The organism is Enterococcus sp. DIV0840, assembly GCF_050527835.1.
GTDB lineage: Bacteria > Bacillota > Bacilli > Lactobacillales > Enterococcaceae > Enterococcus_L > Enterococcus_L ureasiticus.
Genome location: NZ_CP172876.1, coordinates 224,583 through 249,301, shown reverse-complemented (window position 1 = coordinate 249,301; position 24,719 = coordinate 224,583). Strand labels below are relative to the sequence as shown.

General features: G+C 33.4%; 36 protein-coding genes. 3 read left to right on the top strand and 33 right to left on the bottom strand.

From position 1 onward, the window contains the following. Positions 1-138: 138 nt before the first annotated feature. The 4 genes from IGL98_RS01200 to IGL98_RS01185 all read right to left on the bottom strand — a co-directional run bounded on the left by IGL98_RS01200 (position 139) and on the right by IGL98_RS01185 (position 2,971). Positions 139-447 (bottom strand): DUF4176 domain-containing protein, encoded by a 309-nt coding sequence (locus tag IGL98_RS01200; RefSeq protein WP_069654188.1) that lies wholly within the window; start codon positions 445-447, stop codon positions 139-141. Further along, positions 440-1,033 carry a hypothetical protein gene (locus IGL98_RS01195; RefSeq protein WP_069654189.1) on the bottom strand — a complete coding sequence of 198 codons (594 nt, stop codon included), beginning with the start codon at positions 1,031-1,033 and terminating at the stop codon, positions 440-442. Before IGL98_RS01195 ends, IGL98_RS01200 begins: the two co-directional genes overlap by 8 nt. Next, positions 1,030-2,121, bottom strand: coding sequence for a hypothetical protein (locus tag IGL98_RS01190; RefSeq protein WP_339099336.1), 1,092 nt, complete (start codon positions 2,119-2,121; stop codon positions 1,030-1,032). Before IGL98_RS01190 ends, IGL98_RS01195 begins: the two co-directional genes overlap by 4 nt. A 529-nt stretch (positions 2,122-2,650) precedes the next feature. Beyond that, complete coding sequence (locus IGL98_RS01185; RefSeq protein WP_206913530.1) at positions 2,651-2,971, bottom strand: DUF4176 domain-containing protein; 321 nt, start codon at positions 2,969-2,971, stop codon at positions 2,651-2,653. A gap of 511 nt (positions 2,972-3,482) precedes the next feature. Between IGL98_RS01185 and IGL98_RS01180 the strand changes: the two genes are divergently transcribed. After that, positions 3,483-4,667, top strand: a complete 1,185-nt coding sequence (locus IGL98_RS01180) for an IS110 family transposase (RefSeq protein WP_206912427.1) — start codon at positions 3,483-3,485, stop codon at positions 4,665-4,667. A 25-nt stretch (positions 4,668-4,692) separates the two neighbouring features. Here the strand turns inward: IGL98_RS01180 and IGL98_RS01175 are convergent, their stop codons facing one another. The 13 genes from IGL98_RS01175 to IGL98_RS01115 form a co-directional block, all read right to left on the bottom strand. After that, positions 4,693-5,289, bottom strand: a complete 597-nt coding sequence (locus IGL98_RS01175) for a hypothetical protein (RefSeq protein ID WP_339099339.1) — start codon at positions 5,287-5,289, stop codon at positions 4,693-4,695. Next, the gene (locus IGL98_RS01170) at positions 5,286-5,939 is read right to left on the bottom strand and encodes a hypothetical protein (RefSeq protein WP_206913513.1); all 654 of its coding nucleotides are present in this window, start codon (positions 5,937-5,939) and stop codon (positions 5,286-5,288) included. The genes IGL98_RS01175 and IGL98_RS01170 overlap by 4 nt, the downstream gene beginning before the upstream one ends. Positions 5,940-6,088: 149 nt before the next feature. After that, entirely contained in the window at positions 6,089-6,388 is a 300-nt protein-coding gene (locus IGL98_RS01165; RefSeq protein WP_339099340.1) for a DUF4176 domain-containing protein, read from the bottom strand. Positions 6,389-6,544: 156 nt separating this feature from the next. Continuing rightward, a complete protein-coding gene (locus IGL98_RS01160; RefSeq protein ID WP_206913501.1) occupies positions 6,545-7,087 on the bottom strand; it encodes a hypothetical protein in 543 nt (180 codons plus the stop codon). Positions 7,088-7,092: 5 nt separating this feature from the next. Continuing rightward, positions 7,093-7,635 (bottom strand): hypothetical protein, encoded by a 543-nt coding sequence (locus IGL98_RS01155; protein WP_339099341.1) that lies wholly within the window; start codon positions 7,633-7,635, stop codon positions 7,093-7,095. Between the two features lie 131 nt (positions 7,636-7,766). Next, positions 7,767-8,066 (bottom strand): DUF4176 domain-containing protein, encoded by a 300-nt coding sequence (locus tag IGL98_RS01150; RefSeq protein ID WP_339099340.1) that lies wholly within the window; start codon positions 8,064-8,066, stop codon positions 7,767-7,769. Then, the gene (locus tag IGL98_RS01145; RefSeq protein WP_206848207.1) at positions 8,066-8,638 is read right to left on the bottom strand and encodes a hypothetical protein; all 573 of its coding nucleotides are present in this window, start codon (positions 8,636-8,638) and stop codon (positions 8,066-8,068) included. Before IGL98_RS01145 ends, IGL98_RS01150 begins: the two co-directional genes overlap by 1 nt. 161 nt (positions 8,639-8,799) lie before the next feature. After that, on the bottom strand, positions 8,800-9,387 hold the full coding sequence (locus IGL98_RS01140; RefSeq protein ID WP_206848206.1) for a hypothetical protein: 588 nt from the start codon (positions 9,385-9,387) through the stop codon (positions 8,800-8,802). After that, positions 9,350-10,651 carry a T7SS effector LXG polymorphic toxin gene (locus IGL98_RS01135; protein ID WP_339099343.1) on the bottom strand — a complete coding sequence of 434 codons (1,302 nt, stop codon included), beginning with the start codon at positions 10,649-10,651 and terminating at the stop codon, positions 9,350-9,352. Before IGL98_RS01135 ends, IGL98_RS01140 begins: the two co-directional genes overlap by 38 nt. Before the next feature lie 29 nt (positions 10,652-10,680). After that, positions 10,681-11,391 carry a DUF4176 domain-containing protein gene (locus IGL98_RS01130; protein ID WP_339099344.1) on the bottom strand — a complete coding sequence of 237 codons (711 nt, stop codon included), beginning with the start codon at positions 11,389-11,391 and terminating at the stop codon, positions 10,681-10,683. Beyond that, positions 11,391-11,702 carry a TIGR04197 family type VII secretion effector gene (locus tag IGL98_RS01125; RefSeq protein ID WP_206911958.1) on the bottom strand — a complete coding sequence of 104 codons (312 nt, stop codon included), beginning with the start codon at positions 11,700-11,702 and terminating at the stop codon, positions 11,391-11,393. Before IGL98_RS01125 ends, IGL98_RS01130 begins: the two co-directional genes overlap by 1 nt. Positions 11,703-11,724: 22 nt before the next feature. After that, positions 11,725-12,162 carry a DUF5082 domain-containing protein gene (locus tag IGL98_RS01120; protein WP_010772003.1) on the bottom strand — a complete coding sequence of 146 codons (438 nt, stop codon included), beginning with the start codon at positions 12,160-12,162 and terminating at the stop codon, positions 11,725-11,727. A 32-nt stretch (positions 12,163-12,194) separates the two neighbouring features. Then, positions 12,195-12,518, bottom strand: a complete 324-nt coding sequence (locus tag IGL98_RS01115; RefSeq protein WP_242590170.1) for a hypothetical protein — start codon at positions 12,516-12,518, stop codon at positions 12,195-12,197. A gap of 592 nt (positions 12,519-13,110) precedes the next feature. On the opposite strand from IGL98_RS01115, the gene IGL98_RS01110 reads away from it, so the two are divergent. Continuing rightward, the gene (locus IGL98_RS01110; protein WP_010772000.1) at positions 13,111-13,320 is read left to right on the top strand and encodes a helix-turn-helix domain-containing protein; all 210 of its coding nucleotides are present in this window, start codon (positions 13,111-13,113) and stop codon (positions 13,318-13,320) included. A gap of 272 nt (positions 13,321-13,592) precedes the next feature. Here IGL98_RS01110 and IGL98_RS01105 read toward each other — a convergent pair whose 3' ends face one another. The 10 genes from IGL98_RS01105 to IGL98_RS01060 all read right to left on the bottom strand — a co-directional run bounded on the left by IGL98_RS01105 (position 13,593) and on the right by IGL98_RS01060 (position 20,188). Next, complete coding sequence (locus IGL98_RS01105; RefSeq protein WP_069654200.1) at positions 13,593-14,024, bottom strand: SMI1/KNR4 family protein; 432 nt, start codon at positions 14,022-14,024, stop codon at positions 13,593-13,595. Between the two features lie 56 nt (positions 14,025-14,080). Continuing rightward, positions 14,081-14,680: an immunity protein Imm33 domain-containing protein gene (locus IGL98_RS01100; RefSeq protein WP_206911959.1), complete on the bottom strand. Its 600-nt coding sequence runs from the start codon at positions 14,678-14,680 to the stop codon at positions 14,081-14,083. 164 nt (positions 14,681-14,844) lie between these two features. Beyond that, entirely contained in the window at positions 14,845-15,291 is a 447-nt protein-coding gene (locus IGL98_RS01095; protein WP_206911960.1) for an SMI1/KNR4 family protein, read from the bottom strand. Positions 15,292-15,408: 117 nt separating this feature from the next. Continuing rightward, on the bottom strand, positions 15,409-15,852 hold the full coding sequence (locus tag IGL98_RS01090; RefSeq protein WP_206911961.1) for an SMI1/KNR4 family protein: 444 nt from the start codon (positions 15,850-15,852) through the stop codon (positions 15,409-15,411). 11 nt (positions 15,853-15,863) lie between these two features. Further along, positions 15,864-17,843, bottom strand: coding sequence for a T7SS effector LXG polymorphic toxin (locus IGL98_RS01085; RefSeq protein ID WP_206911962.1), 1,980 nt, complete (start codon positions 17,841-17,843; stop codon positions 15,864-15,866). A 29-nt stretch (positions 17,844-17,872) separates the two neighbouring features. After that, the gene (locus tag IGL98_RS01080; protein WP_086277484.1) at positions 17,873-18,583 is read right to left on the bottom strand and encodes a DUF4176 domain-containing protein; all 711 of its coding nucleotides are present in this window, start codon (positions 18,581-18,583) and stop codon (positions 17,873-17,875) included. After that, complete coding sequence (locus tag IGL98_RS01075) at positions 18,583-18,876, bottom strand: TIGR04197 family type VII secretion effector (RefSeq protein WP_010771988.1); 294 nt, start codon at positions 18,874-18,876, stop codon at positions 18,583-18,585. Before IGL98_RS01075 ends, IGL98_RS01080 begins: the two co-directional genes overlap by 1 nt. 23 nt (positions 18,877-18,899) lie before the next feature. Continuing rightward, positions 18,900-19,337, bottom strand: coding sequence for a DUF5082 domain-containing protein (locus tag IGL98_RS01070; RefSeq protein WP_206911963.1), 438 nt, complete (start codon positions 19,335-19,337; stop codon positions 18,900-18,902). A 38-nt stretch (positions 19,338-19,375) separates the two neighbouring features. Further along, positions 19,376-19,738, bottom strand: coding sequence for a hypothetical protein (locus IGL98_RS01065; RefSeq protein ID WP_242590171.1), 363 nt, complete (start codon positions 19,736-19,738; stop codon positions 19,376-19,378). 159 nt (positions 19,739-19,897) lie between these two features. After that, positions 19,898-20,188 (bottom strand): hypothetical protein, encoded by a 291-nt coding sequence (locus tag IGL98_RS01060; protein WP_069654198.1) that lies wholly within the window; start codon positions 20,186-20,188, stop codon positions 19,898-19,900. Between the two features lie 104 nt (positions 20,189-20,292). Between IGL98_RS01060 and IGL98_RS01055 the strand changes: the two genes are divergently transcribed. Beyond that, complete coding sequence (locus tag IGL98_RS01055; RefSeq protein WP_069654199.1) at positions 20,293-20,502, top strand: helix-turn-helix domain-containing protein; 210 nt, start codon at positions 20,293-20,295, stop codon at positions 20,500-20,502. A gap of 172 nt (positions 20,503-20,674) precedes the next feature. Here IGL98_RS01055 and IGL98_RS01050 read toward each other — a convergent pair whose 3' ends face one another. The 6 genes from IGL98_RS01050 to IGL98_RS01025 all read right to left on the bottom strand — a co-directional run bounded on the left by IGL98_RS01050 (position 20,675) and on the right by IGL98_RS01025 (position 24,709). Then, entirely contained in the window at positions 20,675-20,974 is a 300-nt protein-coding gene (locus IGL98_RS01050) for a DUF4176 domain-containing protein (RefSeq protein ID WP_206913367.1), read from the bottom strand. Positions 20,975-21,214: 240 nt separating this feature from the next. Next, the gene (locus IGL98_RS01045; RefSeq protein WP_206913369.1) at positions 21,215-21,793 is read right to left on the bottom strand and encodes a hypothetical protein; all 579 of its coding nucleotides are present in this window, start codon (positions 21,791-21,793) and stop codon (positions 21,215-21,217) included. A gap of 37 nt (positions 21,794-21,830) precedes the next feature. Then, the gene (locus tag IGL98_RS01040; RefSeq protein ID WP_339099352.1) at positions 21,831-23,198 is read right to left on the bottom strand and encodes a T7SS effector LXG polymorphic toxin; all 1,368 of its coding nucleotides are present in this window, start codon (positions 23,196-23,198) and stop codon (positions 21,831-21,833) included. Positions 23,199-23,227: 29 nt separating this feature from the next. Then, positions 23,228-23,938, bottom strand: coding sequence for a DUF4176 domain-containing protein (locus tag IGL98_RS01035; protein WP_339099354.1), 711 nt, complete (start codon positions 23,936-23,938; stop codon positions 23,228-23,230). Continuing rightward, on the bottom strand, positions 23,938-24,249 hold the full coding sequence (locus tag IGL98_RS01030; protein WP_111248113.1) for a TIGR04197 family type VII secretion effector: 312 nt from the start codon (positions 24,247-24,249) through the stop codon (positions 23,938-23,940). Before IGL98_RS01030 ends, IGL98_RS01035 begins: the two co-directional genes overlap by 1 nt. 22 nt (positions 24,250-24,271) lie before the next feature. Beyond that, positions 24,272-24,709, bottom strand: coding sequence for a DUF5082 domain-containing protein (locus IGL98_RS01025; protein ID WP_069654196.1), 438 nt, complete (start codon positions 24,707-24,709; stop codon positions 24,272-24,274). Positions 24,710-24,719 lie beyond the last annotated feature (10 nt).

Here is a 24,719-nt window from a genome sequence, read left to right as displayed (position 1 = left end):
TCTGACTTTTAATTATTTGAACTCATAAGTCCTAGTTGAAAAACCTAGAGGAGTTTCCTCTAAGTTTCATCACCATTGATTTAATTCTTTGGATTTTCTTCACCAAGATTAGTTTACAAAAAAACATTAAAACTTATTTTAATCTTCAACAACTAGTTTTGGATAAGTAATTGTTTCTATATTCTTATCATAATTATCTGCAAAATCAATTTCCTGACTGTTTCTATAACCTTCAAATATTACTTCATCAATATCTTCTATATTAAAGAAAACAAATTCTTGGCTTCCATCTATTCCTTGCGGATATAATGTTGCTGAATAATCAAAATACCCTATTTTACCATTTTGATTGAAGAGTTGGGCTCTACCTACAATCATTAAAAGAACATCGCCTTTTTTTAATCTTACGATAGAACCAATTGGCAATATATAGTTGTTCTCACTCATCATACATACCTGCTTTCATTTGTTTTTTTAAAATTCTAAATGCTTTTTGTTGTGCAAATGGATGGGCTGAAAAATGTATACCACTTACAGCGAAACATAGTGCAAATATGCCTATAATTCCTTTCACAGAAGTTTTTTCAATAAAAGGTAAGATTATTAAAAATATACTATATCCAAATATAAATAATAATTCTGTCACCGCTAAAATTCTTAAATTTGATGAATTATTTAAGATTTTTTGGACATCTTTTTTGGTGAATTTTTTTTCAATATATTGCCCTTTGGACCTATCTATCAAATAAACTGTTAACAGCTTTCCCATAAGAAAACCCACACCAGAAATGCAAAGGATATTTATATAGTTTGGAACTAAAGATACAAGATTAAATTGTTTTGCAATCAGCGGAATTAAAAACATTCCTATAAAAGCAGATATTCCCCATGTTTGAGATTTAGAATAACTCTTCCCAGATTTTTCAGTATATGGGCCTATAAATTCTTGAATAAATAATTTACGCTTCGATAAATCAAAATATACTGATTTATCAGTATCAATTTTCAGCAAAGCAACCGATTTATTCTTCAATTAAATGCTCCTCCTAATGAATTACCAATATTTGAAAACCATTTACTAGTGCCTTGCTTGATATCATCAACAGTTTTTGAAACTTTAGAAGATATGTCATCAATAGTTTTTTTAGCTTTACCTGTTTCTACCCAGTCATAAATCTCAGAACCTACATACCCAATTCCTATACCAACTACTGCACCAAAAGCTGTTCCTAAGACAGGTACAGGGATGGCTGATCCTAGAGCCGCGCCAATCTGCCCACCAACGGCTGCTCCACCTGATCCAATTACCGAATGAGCTATTGTATTTTTTATTGCCCTTGCCTGATCATTGTGCTGAGTCATTTGATCATTATAGTCAAATGCTGCCCCTGCTACTGTTCCAACAATTCCTAAACCTTTACAAATTTTGCTACCAGAGACAGCATTAGAAGTATTTATTAGATCATCTCCCGCACTTTCTAAAGCCCGTGCTCGTTTGCCTATTCGCGATAATTCATTAGGAGATATACTTCTGCTTCCCATTTGCAAAGCATCAACTCTCATGTTTTTACCAGTCATTTTAAGTCCTTGTAAAACACCATCACCTATAGCTTGTCCATAGCCTAAATTTTCAACTGACTTATTAAATGCGGTATAACTAATCCCATTATTAATATCATTTATCCGTTTCTTCACATCTGGATCGTCCACTCCATACTTCGCAATCATTTCTGATGGCGTCATTGAGTTCAGATCTTTTTCTTTCGTTTTTCGTTGCTTTTCATCTGCTTCAGTCACCTTTTTTTGGAACGCTTGAACATTATCTGCTAAAGCAGTACTATTCGCAAATGCAAGGAAACGAGGATCGGTATAGCCTAATCCTCCGACTTTCTGTGCTGCTTTAATTTGCGTGCTTAAAGACTGAATCATGTCTTCATTAGCCGAATTGCCTTGCTTACTATCGAACTGATTGACTTTTTGAATGATTTCATCCGCATATTTCTTCGTCGCATCCGCTACTTGATTAAAGTCACTCTTTGAGGCGGATAATGAAATTAGATCAGAAATACTGCTATAAACGGACTGGAAACTCTTCACTTGTTCTTGATAGGTTTGTTTCATCTTGTCAATTTCTGGATTAGTATAAAATATAATTAACACTCTAATTTTGCACGTTTGTCTACACCCTGAAGAGGCTAGGACATAACTTTACAAGTCATATCCTAGCCTCGAGGAATCCGAGTGAACGGTAGTAGCAGAGTCAACTCTTTCAGAAAACTCCGCAATTTCCGCTAGCCTTTCTTATTTCTCGAAGTTAAACAATTCTGTCAAAATCTCTTTTTTATATTGTGAACGAAAATATAAAACGACTTTCTCATTATAGTTTTTTATATAGACATGTAATTTATTTTCTTTTACTTTTTATCAATTTATTTGCTAAGTAAGTTCAACGTATCAACACTATTTAATCAAGTTTATCCATATGCCTAAGTACTTTAGAAACCTATAGTACTTCACTGAGGTTTCCTTCTAGTAACTTTTCTTTAATGCTGATGTAGGTTTTTCCATTCTCACTATAGACTATCCACTGATAGAAACTCCTATAAATTTTGATAAAGTGTCTAAATACATTTAATGTTTTATAATTGACCTATTGTTGCTCCCCTTCAGAAACCTTTCCCTTTAGAATATGTTTATTATCTTCTCTCCATTCACACAAAGCTGTCAAAATTCTATCTTCATTCTCTCCTATATATCCTTCGTAAATTACAGAACTAATATCTTCAGCATTGAAATAAGCAAATTTCTCTAAATTGATTAAACCAGTCACCTGATTAACAGCAGCATAATCTAGATAACATTCTTCGTTGTTAATACGAATAATTGGTTGTCTCGCCACAATCATTAATGGAACAATACCTTCACTTAAATAAACGACACTGCCTATTGGTAATAATGTTTGATTTTTCATATTATTTCTCCGTTCTTATTATTAAGTATTCACTTACTTTTTTGCTCAAAATATTGTTACCGTTAAAAAAAAGCAAAAGTGCAATTAAAATTATCAATAAAGCAAACAATCTTTCTTGAACTAAAAAAGGAAGTATAATTGTAAAAAATATTATCAATCCTAATAAACATGTTAATGGAAAAATATTTTTTATAGTAATTATCCTTGTATATTATATTTAAGGTTTTAATCTTCCGATTTTAGTGGATAACCTTATGAACCATTGTTATTTTTCATTAGGTATTAACTCAATAAATTTGAGATAATATAATTACTGGATTGAGAGGCTATGTCGTTTTCTCCTTGAGTCTATGAGCTCGTCATCGAAAGACTGACACCTCTCTCTGTTTAGCTGTTTACGAATGAGTTAGATGTTGAAAGCCTTCTGGCTTTACTCCGTATCTAGAACAAGGTAGTAACGCTTTTCAGTTGAGTGGATTTCAATCCAAATCCTTATGAAGGCGGTATAATTATGTTCTACATTGGAATTGATATTGGGAAACGTTCCCATGTTGCTTCAATCATGAATGATGAAGGAAAGGTTGTTCTTAAAGGATTTTCTTTTCCGAATACCATTGAAGGTGGAGAAAAATTACTTGGAAAAATTCATGATTTTTCTTCTTCATCAGATGATTTTACTGTAGGTATGGAAGCTACCGGTCATTATTGGTTAACGGTTTTTTCATACTTACATGAAAAAGAGTTTTTAATTCATGTTCTTAACCCCCTCCAAACGGATGGGTGGCGTAAAGGGACAGAAATTCGTAAACGTAAGAATGATATTATTGATTCAGTTTTAATTGCAGATCTGATTCGCTTCGGTTCCTTTGTTGAAACGACACTCTCTGATGAAAATATTTTTTCTCTTAAACAGCTTTCCCGTTATCGTACTTACCTAGTTGGGACAGCGAGTGACTTTAAACGTAAAATCATTGCCGTATTAGACCAAGTTTTCCCTGAGTATGACTCAGTATTCGGTAAATCAGGTGTTTTTGGTAAAGCATCAAAAGAAATTTTACTTGAATTTAGTTCTCCTGAAACACTCCATGATATCTCTGCGAATACTCTTGCGAAACTACTTAAAGAAGCGAGTCACAATCGTTTAGGGATAGATAAAGCCAATGCCTTAAAAAGTGCTGCGAGTCGATCTTTTGGTATTACTTTTGCTCAAGAGACCTTTACTTTCCAATTACGATCAATGATTGAACAACTTAAATTTCTGGAAGCCCAAATTAAAGATACTGAAACTGAAATCAAAAAAATCATGGTTACTCTGCATTCTGTCATTGAAACGATCCCAGGGATCGGACCAATCAATGGCGCTACTATTCTTGGGGAAATTGGAGACATTAGTAAATTTTCCAATCCTACAAAATTAGTCGCATACGCTGGTCTAGACGCGACTGTTTCTCAGTCTGGTCAATATCAAGCAACACATAACGTTATGAGTAAACGTGGTTCCCCTTATCTTAGAAAAGCCTTATTTTCAGCTGCTTTAATTGCAGTACAACATGATCCTGTTCTTAAAGCCTTCTACGAAAAGAAACGTTCTGAAGGGAAACACCACCTCACAGCTCTTGGAGCAGTTTCCAGAAAGTTATGTTACATCGTTCATGCGATTCTCAAAAAGAACGAACCTTACGAAATACGAATGTAACTCAAAAAAATACCTTTGCTTTCTCTTATTTGTTATGCACTTTTTTGTTATTAAATTTTGGACTAATTCTTTTATTCTTTACTTGACTTCTTATAGTTAGTCTTTCTTTAGAAATATTTATTTCATGTCCTTCACCAATTAAATCCAAATCACCATTACAGAAATACTCTAAATTTGATATAAATTTTTTTTTTCTATATTTTGATACCAGAAAAAAAACTAAAATAAAAACCATCCAAAAAATCATAAGATTAAAAATACCCGTTACTATATTTATAGGGGAATTAATTTTTCCAAATATCCAAGACATATCTATGCTGTGCCTCAAAATTGCGCTTATTATTAACCCTATAGAAATACCAATATAATTGTGTTCTGATTTTTTTTTCATGGCTTTCTTCATTTCATCTTTAGAGAATATTTTATTTCTAAAATCTATATTTGATTTATAGATTTTCCGACTAATTTTATGTTTTCCCAATCCGATTATTCCTGAATTTTGTCTTATCAGATATTCTTCATTTTCTTGGGTTAATAACAATACCCAACCTACTATTACTTTTTTATTATCAAAAGAGATATTATAAAGTTCACCTTTTTTGATTTCCGAATTATTTATCATGAAAAAACTCCTCCAAAAAAAATCGCCAACTTTATTAGATACTTTATTCCATCCAGAAACAACCGCATTGTCCACATTATCTTCGAAATTTTTACACCTTTGAAATTATCTCGAAGCCAGTCATTTGCAAAACCTATACCAACAGCTATAGCTATTCCTCCAACGACACCTACACCTATAGGATTAGCTAATACTCCAGCGCTTACTAATGCTGCAGACCCTAATTCAATCGCACCAGTAACACCCACGGAAGCAATACCAGTTGTAATTCCCTTACCCCATGCTTCTTTAGCAGTATCTCCTTGCCACATATCTATCCCTACACCAATAAATGTGCCACCAACTTCACTAAATCCTCTACCAATACCTTTCGCGAAACCTGTAGCTGTATTTTTAGCAGCTTTCCTTACAGCTGAGGTTGCTCCAGAAGTTTGTCCCAAAATTCTTCCATCAGGTAAGGTAATAGAATATCGATTTGACCAAATTGCATTTGACAGCTTATCTCCATACTTTGCTCCAGCTTTTTCAAAGCCTTTCTCAATTTTATCTCCTCCTATTGTAGTGCCAATAGTAGTACCTATACCAATAGAAGTGTTACTAATCCCGTTGTTAATATCATTTATTCGCTTCTTCACATCTGGATCGTCCACCCCATACTTCGCTATCATTTATGATGGCGTCATCGAGTTTAGATTTTTTTTCGTTTTTTATTGCTTTTCAACTGTCTTCTTTAAATAAATAGTAGTCACCAGAACGCGACTGGTAACTACTACGATTTACTTTCTCTTTTAGTGGATTACTAAAGCGTTTCTTTAATTGACAATTTCTTATATGTGGTAGACTTTAATTGTTGTTTAATATTTTTTTGTAATTCTTGTTCTTCTTCAGAAATATATCCTGTAAAGTGAATCGTTTTAATATCTTCACTATTAAAAAAATAATTTCCCTCATTGAATTGACCTTGGGGATAGAAACAACCCGCATAATCAAAATAACCTACAGTTCCATTATTGTCGTATAATGGGAAACGAGCAGTTATCATTAGCTCTTGCTCTCCATCATTCAACGTTACTACAGTTCCAATTGGTAACAATTCCATTATAATTTACCTACTTTCATTTGATTTAATAATTGTTTCAAGGATCTAGTTACTCTTCTATGTCTGATAAAGTTTGAGCTTCTTACAAAAAGATAATAACAAACATTTAAAGTCTAAATAGAAATCCAAATAATTTAATCTTCTTTGATTAGATAATTATTGAAGTTCTATTATATTTTTCAGTTTTTTATATACTTTATTTCTTCTTATAAAATCAAATTGAAGCCATATGTTTATCAATAATGCTATTAATAATATTGACAACAAAGCGTCAGCGATAGAATTATTATTGTATAAGTCTCTATAGTTAGACAAGGTAAATGCAATTAAAACTATATAAGAAATTACTTGTGGAGTCATCAATTTTTCTCCTCTTGAAACAAAAAGTAACACATCTTCGCTATCAGTTATTTCTTCAATTTTTTTACCTACAATTTCTTTTTGTTTTTTTAAAAAAACAGGTAATAAACCTAAGCAAGCACCCACTATGGTCGTTATTACAACGAGCAAGATAGGGGCAAATGATATAGTTTCTTTTTTCAAAATTTTAAAAAAAGGATAAAAAACCAATGCTAAAAATGCATAATTACTATTAAAAGTATTGAAATCAGACAAAATGACTTTTTTTGAAGAAAGCTCATAATAAATCGCAGTATCCTTGATTAATCCTTTACAGATAAATACATAATTTTTATCCATTCTGTTTACCCGTTAAATAAATTACTAACCCATTTTCCAGCAGCATTTACTCCATCTCCTATAACTTTTTTAGTCGAATCATATATATCATCTATTTTATCATTTACAAGACTGCCAACAACAATACCAGCAACTATAGCCCAACCTCCTGTTAATCCTAATCCAGCAATTGCAAGTCCAATTCCAACACCTGCGATTGCATGGGCACCAGTTTTTGCTAAAGCATCTGTGCTATTCTCACCGCTGTAAACTTGTGAACCATAATCAATTACTGACCCAATTATTGGAAAAGCTTTCCCTGCTGAACCTGCCAGTGAACTAGTGGCTTTTGACCCCGCGTAAAATGCCGATGCTACTTCTGTTCCACCAAAGTACCTCGTTCCTACATTGTATAGACCAGCCGCTAGATTATCACCATATTTAGCTAGATATTCTTCTGTAAGACTTAATGATGTATCCGTTAAGAATCCATTGGCTGTAAGTTGATTGTTTAGACTGTTCAGCCGCTTCTTCACATCTGGATCGTCCACTCCATACTTCGCAATCATTTCTGATGGCGTCATTGAGTTTAGATTTTTTTTCGTTTTTTATTGCTTTTCAACTGTCTTCTTTAAATAAATAGTAGTCACCAGAACGCGACTGGTAACTACTACGATTTACTTTCTCTTTTAGTGGATTACTAAAGCGTTTCTTTAATTGACAATTTCTTATATGTGGTAGACTTTAATTGTTGTTTAATATTTTTTTGTAATTCTTGTTCTTCTTCAGAAATATATCCTGTAAAGTGAATCGTTTTAATATCTTCACTATTAAAAAAATAATTTCCCTCATTGAATTGACCTTGGGGATAGAAACAACCCGCATAATCAAAATAACCTACAGTTCCATTATTGTCGTATAATGGGAAACGAGCAGTTATCATTAGTTCTTGCTCTCCATCATTCAACGTTACTACAGTTCCAATTGGTAACAATTCCATTATAATTTACCTACTTTCATTTGATTTAATAATTGTTTCAAGGATCTAGTTACTCTTCTATGTCTAATAAAATTCATATTTTCCATAAGTGGCAATAAGAAACAGCATAGTATACTTAAACAAAGTAACGAAGTATAGTTTGATTTATCAAAGAACATAACCGACATAAAAATGAAAAAGAAAATCCATACCAGTAATAATGCTATTTTTATTTCTTTTATTTTTTTTAAATTTATTAAACAATCTTCAATTTCTTGTATACTCAAATTTATTTTAGTTAATTGATTTGAGGAATACGAACGGTGGATCAAAAATAAGCATATACAGCCTAAAATTAAACCAAAGAAACAGGCAAGAAAGTAATTTATTCTAATGCTTCCAAAAACATTATTATTTAAAATCAAATTTAACGGAGCTAGAAATAATCCAACAAATCCCCACTTTTTATCAAAATTCTGATTTTTCAATATATAAAACTGTTGAGATTTCCCTTCGTAGTAAATAGCTGTATTGTTTTCTTGATTAATATACAAATAAGTATATCTTTCTTTTTCTTTGGTAATTATTTCCATAATGAATCTATCCAATCTACTCCTGCTTTTATTGCATTTCCAACAGGTTTTTTCAATTTATCATAATGTATAATCAACATCTGTATTTATTACGAAACCAGCAACTTCTGTTACACCACTTAAAATTGTAAAAACTACGATTACATAGTTAGCTCTTTTATTTATAATTTATTTTTCTCTATAATCGAAAAAGTTTTAGTTTTATTAAAATAATTAATAAACACAAACAAAATCGTAACTAGCATGCTCGAAACAGTAATACCTACAAAATACATCCATGTTCTATTAAAGTAAAAAGAAACACAAATAAATACTAGGAACATACACGCAACAATCAAAAATTTAAGTTGATTGGATAACAATTTTTTCCCGTTTTTCAAACATTCTTCTATTTCAGATGTAGATAATTCAAGTATTTTGAGTGACTGAGAAGATTGGAAAAATTTATTAATAAGTTGAATAATACAACCTAACAGAATTCCTGAAGCAATCGCTGCTAATAACAGTAGCAAAAAATTTCCGTCTACTGATTGATACTTTAATGACCTTGTTGCTGCCATTGCTAACACAGTTAAAATATAAACTCCAGAAGGTATTTTTTGTTGGCTTTTAAAAAAATGATTCTTAGTTAAATCATAATACAAATTATTTTCTCCATGAAATTTATTGGTTATTAAGATATAGTTATTTTCTAAAAGCATAGTAAGCTCCTTATTTGAATAAATTTCCAACCCATTTTCCAGCAGCATTTACGGCATTTCCAACAACTTTTTTAGTGGTATCGTACAAAGGGTCTACAATAAATTCATTAATGAGCCATGCTGCTCCAACACCTGCGACTACCGCCAGTCCACCTGACAGCCCCAAGGCAGCTACACCTAAGCCAACACCTACACCAGTAATAAAATGAGCTCCAGTTTTTGCTGCTGCGTCATTGGCGGATTCCCCATTAGCAACCATGCTACCATAATCAATTACGGAGCCAATAATTGGCATAGCCTTACTAGCTGCTCCTGCAATTTTTGATCCAGCATAAAAACCAGAAGCCACTTCAGTTCCTCCAAAATATTTTGTACCAGTATTGTATAAGCTAGTTGCTAATAGATCACCATTATTTGTTAACCATTCTTCAGATAAACCCATTGCAATATCTTGATTGATTGGAAAAACTATATTTTCCATACCATCTTTTAGTTTGTTTAGTGCGGTATAACTAATCCCATTATTAATATCATTTATCCGTTTCTTCACATCTGGATCGTCCACTCCATACTTCGCAATCATTTCTGATGGCGTCATTGAGTTCAGATCTTTTTCTTTCGTTTTTCGTTGCTTTTCATCTGCTTCAGTCACCTTTTTTTGGAACGCTTGAACATTATCTGCTAAAGCAGTACTATTCGCAAATGCAAGGAAACGAGGATCGGTATAGCCTAATCCTCCGACTTTCTGTGCTGCTTTAATTTGCGTGCTTAAAGACTGAATCATGTCTTCATTAGCCGAATTGCCTTGCTTACTATCGAACTGATTGACTTTTTGAATGATTTCATCCACATATTTCTTCGTCGCATCCGCTACTTGATTAAAGTCACTCTTTGAGGCGGATAATGAAATTAGATCAGAAATACTGCTATAAACGGAATGGAAACTCTTCACTTGTTCTTGATAGGTTTGTTTCATCTTGTCAATATCTGATTTTGCTTTGGTCAAGACTTCTTCGCTAAGGACTGCTGAATCAGAGGTTTCTCCTGTTGTCCCTTTAAAATCCTGATACGCTTGGCGTAGCTCCATTTCAACGGCTAGATAACTACTTTTCAATCCAACAATTACGGCATTCTGGTTATTATTGATATCCGCTGATATAGCTTGTCCTACTTTACCAGACATTGCGTTACTGTTAATTATACCATTCATTGCGTTTTTTGCAGTATTTAATTGACTTTGCGCTGTCTTAGAAAGCTTTTGATACTCTTCTACTGCTTTCTTCATTTCTGCTGTATCGACATAAAATCCCATAATACACTCCTTTCCATGCGTTTACCCTATTATTCTTGTTCTGACAACTCAGACAACACTTCAAAATAAGCAATCGTATCTTCTGGTTTCATATACGCTGTTGAAACTTGTTGCTTGGTTACCTGAGTCGCTCGTAAACCATCGAAAGCAAACGCTTCTTCATACTCATTTGTAGGACTTTCCGCAATGACCCGTTTGATCATCATATTCGAAATCAAAATAGGATCATTCCCGGGAATCTCACCATAAGGCCATAAATGACCCAGATAATCTACAATGTATTGCTCAAACCCACTCATCAAAGAAATCTTCCGACCGCTTAACGTGACAACTGCGCCTAGCTCTTCCTTTTTAAAGAGTTCCGCTAGTTCTTCTGTTAACATACTTTCATCTAATTCGACCGTTGTTCCAACAGGATAAATCGGCGCAAAGGCAACATCGATTTTCCCCATATACTGAAGAAACTGTTCATTGGTCAGTTCTACTTGACTCGTTTGACGATCAAGCACCACACGTTGAGTATCATGATCAAAAGAGACCGTCAATTTAGCACCAACCATTGGCTTATGTTCGAATTGTTCTTCTTCATTACGATAGGCTTTATAAATTCCTTTTAACAAAGGAAAGTTTGTTCCTAATAAAACGCCAGTTGTAATCAACTCATTCGTTACCTCAAAAAGTAAAGAATCATCATTTGCTAGAACCTCTTCAAAGAACTTTTTTGTATCGTAACTCGCCATTAGTTGAACCTCACTTTAGATGTTTTTTGCTCAAATAATGTTGTATTTTGTTCAAATGATTTAGATGCTTGCTTGTCTTCGCTGACAATATGTTCAGCAACTTTTTTCATTTTTTGCGTATCTGTTTTCGAAACATTTTTGAAGGATTCTACTGTATTTGCAAGTTTCTTTTGGGTTTCTATTATTTTTTTGAATCGCTTCAATGTTGTTTTTCCTAAATTGTTGATGGTTGGTTTTGAAATGCTTGATACTGTACTCTCTGCTTTGTTAACCGCACCATCCCAGACTTGTTTATCAACACCTATTGCCATAGTTCATCTCTCCTTTTTCTTACTAAAAAATAGAGGCTAAAAAATTTTTTGCCATATCAAAGGCGCTTCCGACAGCACTCATCAAATCACCTTGCTCTAACTCTTTCTTTGCTATTTCTGCATCTAGTTTGGATAAATTTTGTTGATGCTTGTTTTCTTCTTTATGCAAAGCTGTCCCCATTTTTTTAGCCTTCTGATCGAATTTTGTACGAAGCGTACCTTTAAACTGTCCCGTACTCAATTTTGTTGAGTATTGATTGACTTCATTTTCGAATTTGGAGAAGGACGACATTGACTTATTTAACGCTCGTTTTGCTTCTTTCAATCGTTCTAATTTTTTTTGATTTCGATCATAATTTGCTTGTCGCTCATTTGCGATACGTTGCCATTTTGTTGCTTCCTGTCGATTTCGACCATTACTCTCTTGTCGCTTTCTTTCTGCTGCATCGTCTTTACTCATCGTTTTACCTCCTTTTACACTTAAACTATCAATTATTCACTAACCAACTTCACTCGACAAGCATTTCGTCCAACAAAGAAATGTGACTCATCTAGTTCAACTGTTGGTTCACTATAGCCTGATTTCACATTGATAAATCCTTGATCCGCCAAACGTGTACCAATCATCCCTGCTGGGATATTCGTACGTAGTCGTTTATTAAAGTCATCGAAGCTATTTTCAATTTGTTTTTGATTGCCTTGGAAAATAAAGTAAATCTTCACTTTCGCGGCTTTTCTTAGGTACACGTCAATGGCATCATTGGTAATGAATGTCTTATCTCCAAATACATGCGCCTCTGGAACATAGACAAACATTGGTTCTGGATCTGTTGCGTCCTGACGAACTTCTTCCGTTATTTAATTCGTTCAGTTTTTATTTTTGATACAAAACAAAAAAGCCCAGACACATAAATCAACTTGTAGTAAACCAAAAAAAGTTAGATTTTTTAGTCTAATTTTTTTGGTTTACTTGCTAATTTGTTCTAAGCTTTTAAACAACATTTCTATTTCATTAAATTTTTTCTTTGCCTCTCAAAATGATAATCTGGCTTTCCATTTTTTGTAAGGTTTGTGAAAAATCATTGTGGAAAGTAGTGAATATCTGAGAACAAGCATGGTATTCACTCGCTATTTTCTTTTTATTAACAGGACGTTTTTGATCGCTAAAAAATTCATTTAGTAGTTTTAAAGTACGCTCCCATGAATTTAGTTGTTCCAACAGATCATGCAGAGAATATACCTCCTGATAACTTATCATTTTAATCGGTTGATTATTTTTTGTCTTTACACTTTGATTTTCAATAATTCTCCTCCTTTTTTCAGAATTGATGCTTATACAAACACCACTTCTTTTTTTATTATACTATATGATGTTCTTATAAACAACACTAAAAAGGGAGAGAATTCTATGGAAAGAAAAGTAGAAATTCGTTTGAAACAACTAGTTGAAGATAGGGGAATCTCTTTAAGAGAACTTGCTCGTTTATCAGATATCGAGCCTTCAATTGTTAATAAATTGGCTAATAATAAAAGAGAGAAAATTTATTTGCCACATATTGAGAGGATAGCCGATGCTTTGGACATTGATGATATAACTGAAATAATTCGGTTGAAATGAGTAGGAAATGCTGTGTAAACACCATCATTTGGGAACTTACACTGTTTTTATAGTAAGAATTTTACTTTTTAATACTGCTCTCTGGCTTAGTTTTTAACCATTAGATTATTTAGAATCTATAAAATACATTGAACTTGTTCTGATGTATTTCAATAAGTCTTTTATTATTTAAACAGTTCTCTTATCGAAAATTTGATTATCCTACAATTATGCACAAAAAATGGTATCAGCATTTTTTGCTGATACCATTTTACTAGACTTATTGAGACTGATTAATCTATTAACTTCAGATAATATTCATCATCTTCCGAAATCTTTTTTAAAAATTCTTCTAGCGAGTCGGCTATCTTAAATTCATCATAATAAATTTCATTTCTCTCATTATTAGATATTTTTATTGAAATCATCGCGGTTTCATTCGCTTCGAAAAATACCAATTCATTTTCTAAATCATCATAAACTTCAATATCTGGAAAAAATTCATAATCATTTTGTTTTAATTTAAAATCTCTTATAGAATAAGGATCCATTATACGGTTGATATTATATTCAGAGCCTTTTATAAAACCATAACCTACACTCAAAAAGAATTCCTTTAGTTCTTTAGGAATTTCTAATTCTAATGCCGTTTCTACTTCAATTATGTCTTCCATTTTTATATTGTAAAAAATATTCCCACTATTATCTTCGCTACATTTAATCATAAGTCGTTATTCCCTTATTTCATCGTAAATAAGTATAGCTTTTGCTCATATATTTTTTATAGAACTGGTTCATCATTTTCATTCATTACAGTTTTTATTTCATTATTTTCATAAATTACCATATATTCATCTGGGAGAGCCAGAACTTGAATTATCTCAGGTTTTTGTTTTAAAAGTTGATAAGCATATAAGGCATATAGATCTTCTTCTGAATTATCCTCTTCTATACTACCTATATACCAACCTGAATCACCTAGTTCCACATCACTAGATCTTTGCATATACATTGTATCGAAAGTTAAAATATTTTTTTGAAGTATGATTTTATCGCTAAAACTAATTGATTTGCCTTCTAAGTTTAGTTTTCTCAAAAAATGACCTTGTTCTAACTGTACCCATAGTGCCAAGGTTAAATCTTTAGTCTTATCTTCAAAAGGATTTTTGCTAGTATCATTTGTTAGTATAACGAATGAGTCTTTATTTATTTCTTCTAAAAAATAAATTGACCAGCCAATTTGGAATGAAAATCCATTTATTAACTCTTCCTCATTCATATTTTTTAGGATGTAGAACAGGCTTAACAATTGAGGCTCTAACTCTTTTTCTACAGTAGCTATAAATTCTTTATTTCCTATTTTTTGCTTAAATTCTCTCATTCATTTCAACCTACTTCTGATGAGTATTTACAAAGATTCCAAGACTTTTTTCTAATTCTAATATTATCTCATCAGCAGAGAATCCCCTTACCGTAGATTCTCTATTTTTACTCTTTAAAAACTATTACATAAAATATAAGCAGAGACATAATAATGATGATTATTTAATCTTTGATAGTAAAACTTTTTAAAAATCCATTAAATGTGTCTGCTACCCAATATACATTTTCTTCATCTGAAGAGCCTTCTAGTTCTTGTGCATCATCCCAAAAATAAACTCCCTTTTCATCTCCAATGGTTATCATAATAAATAAACCTGAATTATATTCAGTACCAATTATAAAGCTTGATGGCGGAAGTTCATCTTCATATTCAAAAAACCAAGTTTCTAAATCAAAATTTTCATTTTCACTTATTCCAAGTAATGAACCCAAAACTATTTCTTCTCCTGTATTGTCTAAATGAGTGATTAAATAATTTTTTTTAGGTAACCCTCCGTTATAATTTTCTAAAAACTCTTTATAGTCATCTGGAAATACAATATCAAATTTTTCTTCCAAAGATAAAATATCTACCTCTGATACATAACCAAATCCGTTAATATTATTCATTAATTCGCCTAAATATTTTTTTTATCGAAAATCTATTTTTGAAAAGTCTTTCTAATTTAACATTAAACAACTTAAGCCAAAACATAAGTCACCCCATAACATCATGAACATACAGATTTATTTGAACATCGCAATAAAATCAGTAAAGCTATCAGCAATCCAATAGGTATTTACCTCTTCATCAGATCCATCAAAATTATAAGCATCGTCCCAATAGTATACCCCTGCATTTTCTCCACTACAAATTATCAATATCAATCCTTGAATGATGTCATCACCAATAATGACTGTATCTTCCAATAAATCTTCCAACAAACTATCCATCCAATAATTGATATTAGCTTTTTCTTGACCGGTATCAACACCATAAAAAACATCTATAATTATTTGTTCATTGATATCTTCAACGAACACCCCATTCGATTCATCCTTCTCAACAATCCCTCCATTATTACTTAACAAGAAAGTTTTGTAATCATCAGGCAGAATCAAATTATATTTATTTTCCAACTCGTTTATTTTCTCTTTCGTAGTAACACCGAATTGATTCAATTTAATCATTATCTATTCTCCTACTTTCTTTTTTTAAGTGCCATTCCACCTTTATGTGTGAACTCCTTGTGAATTCCTTTATCTACTTCTTGTAGAGTTTTCAAATCTTGATGGTGATGCCATGTATTATTTACCGCATCTCTAGGTCCATTAGGAGCAAGTTTGTCAGCATTTTTAAAATCATTGGGGTAGTTAGTAAACTCACCTATATTTACTTCTTGCTTTACAAGACCGGCTTCTTTAAAGTCTGGAAATCCATCCGTATATTTAACTGATTGCCCGCTAGAGTTCGTATATACCCAAGTTCCATCTTCTAAAATATCGATTTCTCCACCTTTTTCTAACCATTTTTTGGGATCTCGAGAATTTTTAGGCTTCGTTTCTAGTACCTCTTTGGTAAAATCATCGGATTTTAATTTCTTAGCCACATCATCAACAGCGCCACTACCCTTACTAAAGTTAGCTTTTGCTGCCTTCATATAATCATCCAACGTTCCCTTACCAACAACTTTGACGCTTCCTCCACCTGCAAGAGCTATTTCGTCCATTATTGGCATTGGAATATTCTTCACTTTTGTCATAAAGGCTTTTAAGGCATCATCTCCATACTTCAAGCCTTTATCGACCATCGATGTCACTTTGCCTAGTTTACTCAACGTCGTGGCTTTCGTTGTTGCTTTGAACGCATTTAATCCCTCAGCTATTTTTACGCCTAACTTCGTTCCTTTCAGAGCCGCATTTACTTCTCCGACTCCGACAAACATACTCGCTACATCAAATACATAGCCACCTATCGCATAGGCATTTCCTGTTTTTATATCGTTAACTATAGTATTAACGATTCCTGCGCCCATGTCAAAGGTTTCTTTTAAAGCTTCTCGATGCATTGGGCTAACTGCCAATAACCATGGATTCGTGGCTCCTTGAAGCCCCAAGCCGATTGTTTTTAACGTACTGCCAATCGCCTTTGTATTTTCCCATGCTCCTTTGATATCGTCTAGTTTCCATTGGGGTGTTTGAATACCTCTCGCTGAATCAAGACCCCATTCGACTAATTCAATGCCTAGATGAATTAACTGGCTACCTCCAATAGCTACTGAACTGACCATCTCACCTGCGGCACCAAGGAATCCTTCTCCAAATAGAAGAATATCTTTAAACCCTTTAGGGATAGAAAGATTTTTTGTTCCCTCTACTACATTGCCCCACCAATCGCCGATGCTATCTGACATATTTTGTAGGAAGTTTTCTACTGGGTGATGTTTTGCCCATTCTTCTTGTTTTTCCTTGGCGGCTTTTTCCGCCGCCAGTTTTGCATCTGCTTCTGCCTTAGCAATTTGACTATCGATATCTTTGATTGCTTCTGCTAATTCTGTTTGTGAGACAAATTCCATAAATCTTGGATCTGTATAACTTAAGCCACTCGCTGTTTCAGACATTTTGATTTGTTGAGCTAAAACATTGATGATCTCTTCTGCTGAGCTTGGTGGTTGCTTACTATCAAACTCATTGACTTTTTGAATGATCTTATCCAACTGTTTTTTTGCTTCGTCACAAGCACTTGTAAAGGTACTACTGCTTGGCATAGAGAGCGAAATCAGATCGGCTATATCACTGTACGTTGATTTGATGGTTTGTCTTTTTTCTTTGTGTTCCGTCTTAAATTTATCAATAGCTGTTTTTGCCTTCGTTAAGACATCTTCATCTAACACCGCACTTTGTGAGGTTTCTCCTGTGGTTCCTGCAAAATCTGCATAAGTTTGTTGGAGGTCTGCTTCTACTAACTTATAGCTATTTTTTAAGCCAACAAGTACGGTATTTTTATTATTATTGATATCAGCCGCGATTGCTTGGCCTACTTGACCATGCATCGCATTACTGTTAATGATACCGTTCATTGAACTTTTGGCATTATCTAATTGTTCTTGTGCCGTTTTGGATAGTTTTTGATACTGTTCCAACGCCTTTTTCATTTCGGCTGTTTCTACATGAAAGCCCATAATATGCTCCTTTCTTTACATTTTACTATCTACTCTGTTGTTGTCATTCCAGAAAGTGTTTCATAATAGGAAATCGCATCTTCTGTCGTCATGTACGCTGTAGAGATTTGTTGATTTAATACTTGGGTAGCCCGTAATACATCAAAGGAAAAGGCTTCTTCGTATTCATTCGTATAACTTTCTGCAATTACACGCTTGATCATCATATTTGAAATCAAGACTGGGTCATTACCAGGGATTTCTCCAAACGGCCATAGTCGTCCTAAATAATCGACAATATAATGATCAAACCCTGACATCAACGGGACTTTTCTTCCAGTAAGAGTGACAATTGCTCCTAAATCGCCGTCTTTAAACATCTCTGCTACGCTGTCTGGCAACATACTTTCATCCAGTTCAACGGTTGTTCCAACTGGATAAATAGGCGCAAATGCAACATCAATTTTGCCAATGTATTGTAAAAATTGGGGAATAGTCAATACCACTTGACTTGATTGGCGATCAAAGGTAACCGTTTGTTCCTCATAATCAAAGAATACGCTCAATTTAGCACCGACCATAGGTTTGTGTTCAAATTGCTGATCTAAATTTCGATACGTTTTATAGACTGATTTTAATAATTGAAAATTTGCTCCTAAGAGAACACCCGTTAGAATAAGCTCTTCTGTCACTTCAAAGGTAAGTGATTCATCATTGATCAAAACACCTTCAAAAAATTTCTTTGAATCATAATTTGCCATCACTTAAACCTCACTTTGGTTGTATTTTGTTCAAATGATTTAGATGCTTGCTTATCTTCGTTGACAATATTTTCAGCAACTTGTTTCATTTTCTGTGTATCTGTACTTGAAACATTTTTGAAAGATTCTACTGTATTCACCAGTGTTTTTTGTGTCTCTATCACTTTTTTAAAACGTTTTAGAGTTGTTTTGCCCAATTCATTAATCGTTGGTTTGGAAATACTTGAAACAGCACTATCTGCTTTTGAAACTACTGCATCCCATGCCGCCTTATCTACACCTGTTTTCCCCATCTATAATCTCTCCTCGTATCAGGCTAAAAGATAGAAGCCAAGAAATTTTTTGCCGTATTAAAGGCACTTTCTGCAGCACCAAGCAAATCTCCTTGTTCTAATTCTTTCTTTGCTATTTCTGCATCTAATTTTGCCATATTTCTTTGATAAGAATTCTCTTCTGTGTGCAATGCCGTACCCATTTTGTTTGCTTTTTCATCAAATTTATCTCGAAGTGTTCCTTTAAATTGTCCTGTGCTTAATTTTGTTGGGTATTGCTTCACTTGACTCTCAAACTGTGCAAAGTTCTTCATAGATTTTTCTAATTTGCTCTTTGCTTCTTTTAATCGTTCTAATTTTTTTTGATTTTTATCATAATTTGCTTTTCGCTCATTTCCAATTTGTTGCCATCGTGTTGATTCTCGTCTATTTTGAGCATTCTTCTCCTGACGCTTTTTTTCTGCTGCATCGTCTTTAGCCATCGCTTTTCCCTCCTTGTCACAGTAAATAATTATTTATTTTATTCACTAACCAACTTCACTCGACAAGCATTCCGTCCAACAAAGAAATGAGACTCATCTAGCTCAACTGTTGGTTCACTATAGCCTGATTTCACATTGATAAATCCTTGATCCGCTAAACGTGTACCGATCATTCCTGCTGGGATATTCGTGCGTAGTCGTTTATTAAAGTCATCGAAGCTATTTTCAATTTGTTTTTGATTGCCTTGGAAAATAAAGTAAATATTCACTTTCGCGGCTTTTCTTAGGTACACGTCATTTGCATCATTGGTAATGAATGTCTTATCTCCAAATACATGCGCCTCTGGAACATAGACAAACATTGGTTCTGGATCTGTTGCGTCCTGACAAACTTCTTCCACTACTTAACTCGTATAATTTTTATTTTTTGATACAAAATAAAAAAGCTTAGATCTACAAATCAACTTGTAATAAACCAAAAAAAGTTAGATTTTTTAGTCTAACTTTTTTTGGTTTACTTACTAATTTGTTCTAAGCTTTTAAACAACATTTCTATTTAATTAAATTTTTTCTTTGCCTCTCAAAATAATAATCTGGCTTTCCATTTTTTGTAAGGTTTGTGAAAAATCATTGTGGAAAGTAGTAAATATCTGAGAGCAAGCATGGTATTCATTCGCTATTTTCTTTTTATTAACAGGACGCTTTTGATCGCTAAAGAATTCATTTAGTAGTTTTAAAGCACTCTCCCATGAATTTAGTTGTTCCAACATATCATGCAGATAATATACCTCCTGATAACTTATCATTTTAATCGGTTGATTATTTTTTGTCTTTATACTTTGCTTTTCCATAATTCTCCTCCTTTTTCACGGACGATGCCTATACAAACACCACTTCTTTTTTCATTATACTATATGATGTTCTTACAAACAACACTAAAAAGGGAGAGAATTCTATGGAAAGAAAAGTAGAAATTCGTTTGAAACAACTAGTTGATGATAGAGGAATATCCTTAAGAGAACTTGCTCGTTTATCAGATATTGAGCCTTCAATTGTTAATAAGTTGGCTAATAATAAAAGAGAGAAAATTTATTTACCTCATATTGAGAGGATAGCGGATGCTTTGGATATTGATGATATAACTGAAATAATTCGGTTGAAATGAGTAGAATATAAAAACAGTGTACGTATCCTGATAGCGATACGTACACTGTTTTTGTTATAGTATAGATTTTTTCAATATCTATCTAGGTTACTACTATGCCTACTGTCCTTTTTTAGTTAGCCCTGATATATGGAAGAACTCTCATACTAATTAAATTTTGTTAGCTATTGAATTATACAGACCCTTTATGATAACTTGAATTTTGAATCATGTTATCATACTGCTCCTCAAATTCTTCTTCTTTTTCATTTCTGAATCCTTCAAAAACTACTGTTTCAACATTCTCCTTATTGAAAAAATAAACAGCCTCTGGAGCTAGCATTCCTTGTGGAATCAATACAGCACCATAATCAAAATAAACTTCTTTTCCTTTATCTTCGATAAGACTTCCTCTTGCTATTATCATCAGTTCAGAGTTGTCTCCATCTTTTAGTTTCACTATTGTACCTAATGGTAAAATCTTATTATTCATACTAATTTCTCCTCACTCGATAATTTAAGACTTCATTTTTATATAAAAACTTCATTAATCAGTTATATTTTTAAATATAATTATTCGTTCTATCTACGCATTTTTATTTGTCTTTCTGTTTTTTTTTGATTTTTTTAGCTGTTTTATACCATATTTTTGGATTATTCACTAAAATTACAGTTAATAATCCTGCGATTGCTACTCCTAAAATTAGGGAAAGAAAAAGCTCTTTTATTATTATCATAATTTCAACCTATTATCTTTCTTAAAATTTACAAGGTAGACCATATAAACGGGTATACTGATAAATAAAATCATAGTTGGTATACGAATAAATTCTTGTAAGCTATTAAGATCAGGAATCGCCTGAGATAGTCCCAAAGAAACAAACAATATAACTAAAACTAACACCATGTAATGAAGCCTTTTGTCTAAGAGCATAAAAATCAATGGACTCTTCAAATATCCAGTACTTCTGATTGCATGCATCGCATCTTCAAGGCTAGTATCAGTATAGTCTTCGCTGTTTCCATACATCATACGATTGATGAATAGCGTTATTGTGGTTGCAAAAAAGATAGTAAACACTATCATGCTAATATTATTGATTTCATTACTAATAAATTTCATTTTAAAAAATGAAGTAATCACTCTAATGATAATAAGACAAACAAATAGTCCACCAATTAGATACTTATTTGATTTACTTTTCTTTGCAGATACTTTTATACTTCCGTCTCTAACTGCAACATCTCTTTTTTTATCCCAATATACGCTTCCACCATATTTACTATCTCCCAACCAAATATATCTTCTCATAGAAAAAGACTCCAATCTTAAATATTAACGGTTATAGTTAATTACCAAAAAGTGTACCCCAACTGAAAAACTTATTATCTTTAGAATGAGCTAATTCATCCCAAACTGAGTTTAATACATTTCCAACAACAAAACCTGCTGCTGCACCAACAAGTGTACCTACCACCGGAATAGGGATTAGAGAGCCTATAGCTGCTCCTGCATAGACAGCTCCCACGGAAGAAGCAGCATGCGCGGTACCATCTACTGCAGCACTCGTTGTTCCATACTTATCTTTACGTTCGAAGAACGTTGTACCTCCATCAAATATAGCACCCGCAGCTCCTAGATAGCCGAGGCCTTTAAGACCACTTCCAATTTTACCTGTGCCATTTAAAACTTCATCATAATGTTTTGCATTTTTGACAGCTTTAAATCTATTAACATCACCATTAACTTGTTTCCATGTTTTGAATCCTGATTTTGTACTTTTAACAGAAGATCCATGCCATGTACCATTCTTAATTTTCTTACCACTAGCAATGGTTTCTCTAGCTAAAAGATTGGCTGTAGCTGAGTGACTAATGGCTTCTGTACCATCTTTTAGTTTGTTTAGTGCGGTATAACTAATCCCATTATTAATATCATTTATCCGCTTCTTCACATCTGGATCGTCCACTCCATACTTCGCAATCATTTCTGATGGCGTCATTGAGTTCAGATCTTTTTCTTTCGTTTTTCGTTGCTTTTCATCTGCTTCAGTCACCTTTTTTTGGAACGCTTGAACATTATCTGCTAAAGCAGTACTATTCGCAAATGCAAGGAAACGAGGATCGGTATAGCCTAATCCTCCGACTTTCTGTGCTGCTTTAATTTGTGTGCTTAAAGACTGAATCATGTCTTCATTAGCCGAATTGCCTTGCTTACTATCGAACTGATTGACTTTTTGGATGATTTCATCCGCATACTTCTTCGTCGCGTCCGCTACTTGATTAAAGTCACTCTTTGAGGCAGATAATGAAATTAGATCAGAAATACTACTATACACTGACTGGAAACTTTTCACTTGTTCTTGATAAGTTTGTTTCATCTTATCAATATCTGATTTTGCTTTGGTCAAGACTTCTTCGCTAAGGACTGCTGAATCAGAGGTTTCTCCTGTTGTCCCTTTGAAATCCTGATACGCTTGGCGTAGCTCCATTTCAACGGCTAGATAACTACTTTTCAATCCAACAATTACGGCATTCTGGTTATTATTGATATCCGCTGATATAGCTTGTCCTACTTTACCAGACATTGCGTTACTGTTAATTATACCATTCATTGCGTTTTTTGCAGTATTTAATTGACTTTGCGCTGTCTTAGAAAGCTTTTGATACTCTTCTACTGCTTTCTTCATTTCTGCTGTATCGACATAAAATCCCATAATACACTCCTTTCCATGCGTTTACCCTATTATTCTTGTTCTGACAACTCAGACAACACTTCAAAATAAGCAATCGTATCTTCTGGTTTCATATACGCTGTTGAAACTTGTTGCTTGGTTACCTGAGTCGCACGTAAACCATCGAAAGCAAACGCTTCTTCATACTCATTTGTAAGACTTTCCGCAATCACTCGTTTGATCATCATATTCGAAATCAAAATCGGATCATTCCCGGGAATCTCACCATAAGGCCACAAATGACCCAGATAATCTACAATGTATTGCTCAAAACCGCTCATCAAAGAAATCTTCCGACCGCTTAACGTGACAACTGCGCCTAGCTCTTCCTTTTTAAAGAGTTCCGCTAGTTCTTCCGTTAACATACTTTCATCTAATTCAACCGTTGTTCCAACTGGATAAATCGGCGCAAAGGCAACATCGATTTTCCCCATATACTGAAGAAACTGTTCATTGGTCAATTCTACTTGGCTCGTTTGACGATCAAGCACCACACATTGAGTATCATGATCAAAAGAGACCGTCAATTTAGCACCAACCATTGGCTTATGTTCGAATTGTTCTTCTAAATTACGATAGGCTTTATAAATTCCTTTTAACAAAGGAAAGTTTGTTCCTAATAAAACACCTGTTGTAATCAACTCATTCGTTACCTCAAAAAGTAAAGAATCATCATTTGCTAGAACCTCTTCGAAGAATTTTTTTGTATCATAACTTGCCATTAATTGAACCTCACTTTAGATGTATTTTGCTCAAATAATGTTGTATTTTGTTTAAATGATTTAGATGCTTGCTTGTCTTCACTGACAATATGTTCCGCAACTTTTTTCATTTTTTGCGTATCTGTTTTCGAAACATTTTTGAAGGATTCAACTGTATTTGCAAGTTTCTTTTGCGTTTCTATTATTTTTTTGAATCGCTTCAATGTTGTTTTTCCTAAATTGTTGATGGTTGGTTTTGAAATGCTTGATACTGTACTCTCCGCTTTGTTAACCGCACCATCCCAGACTTGTTTATCAACACCTATTGCCATAATTCATCTCTCCTTTTTCTTACTAAAAAATAGAGGCTAAGAAATTTTTTGCCATATCAAAGGCGCTTCCGACAGCACTCAACAAATCACCTTGCTCTAACTCTTTTTTGGCTATTTCTGCATCTAGTTTGGATAAATTTTGTTGATGGGTGTTTTCTTCTTTATGCAAAGCGGTTCCCATTTTTTTTGCTTTCTGATCAAATTTAGTACGAAGCGTCCCTTTAAACTGCCCTGTACTCAATTTTGTTGAGTATTGGTTGACTTCATTTTCGAATTTAGAGAAGGACGACATTGACTTATTTAACGCTCGTTTTGCTTCTTTCAATCGTTCTAATTTTTTTTGATTTCGATCATAATTTGCTTGTCGTTCATTTGCGATACGTTGCCATTTTGTTGCTTCTTGTCGATTTCGACCATTACTCTCTTGTCGTTTTCTTTCTGCTGCATCGTCTTTACTCATCGTTTTACCT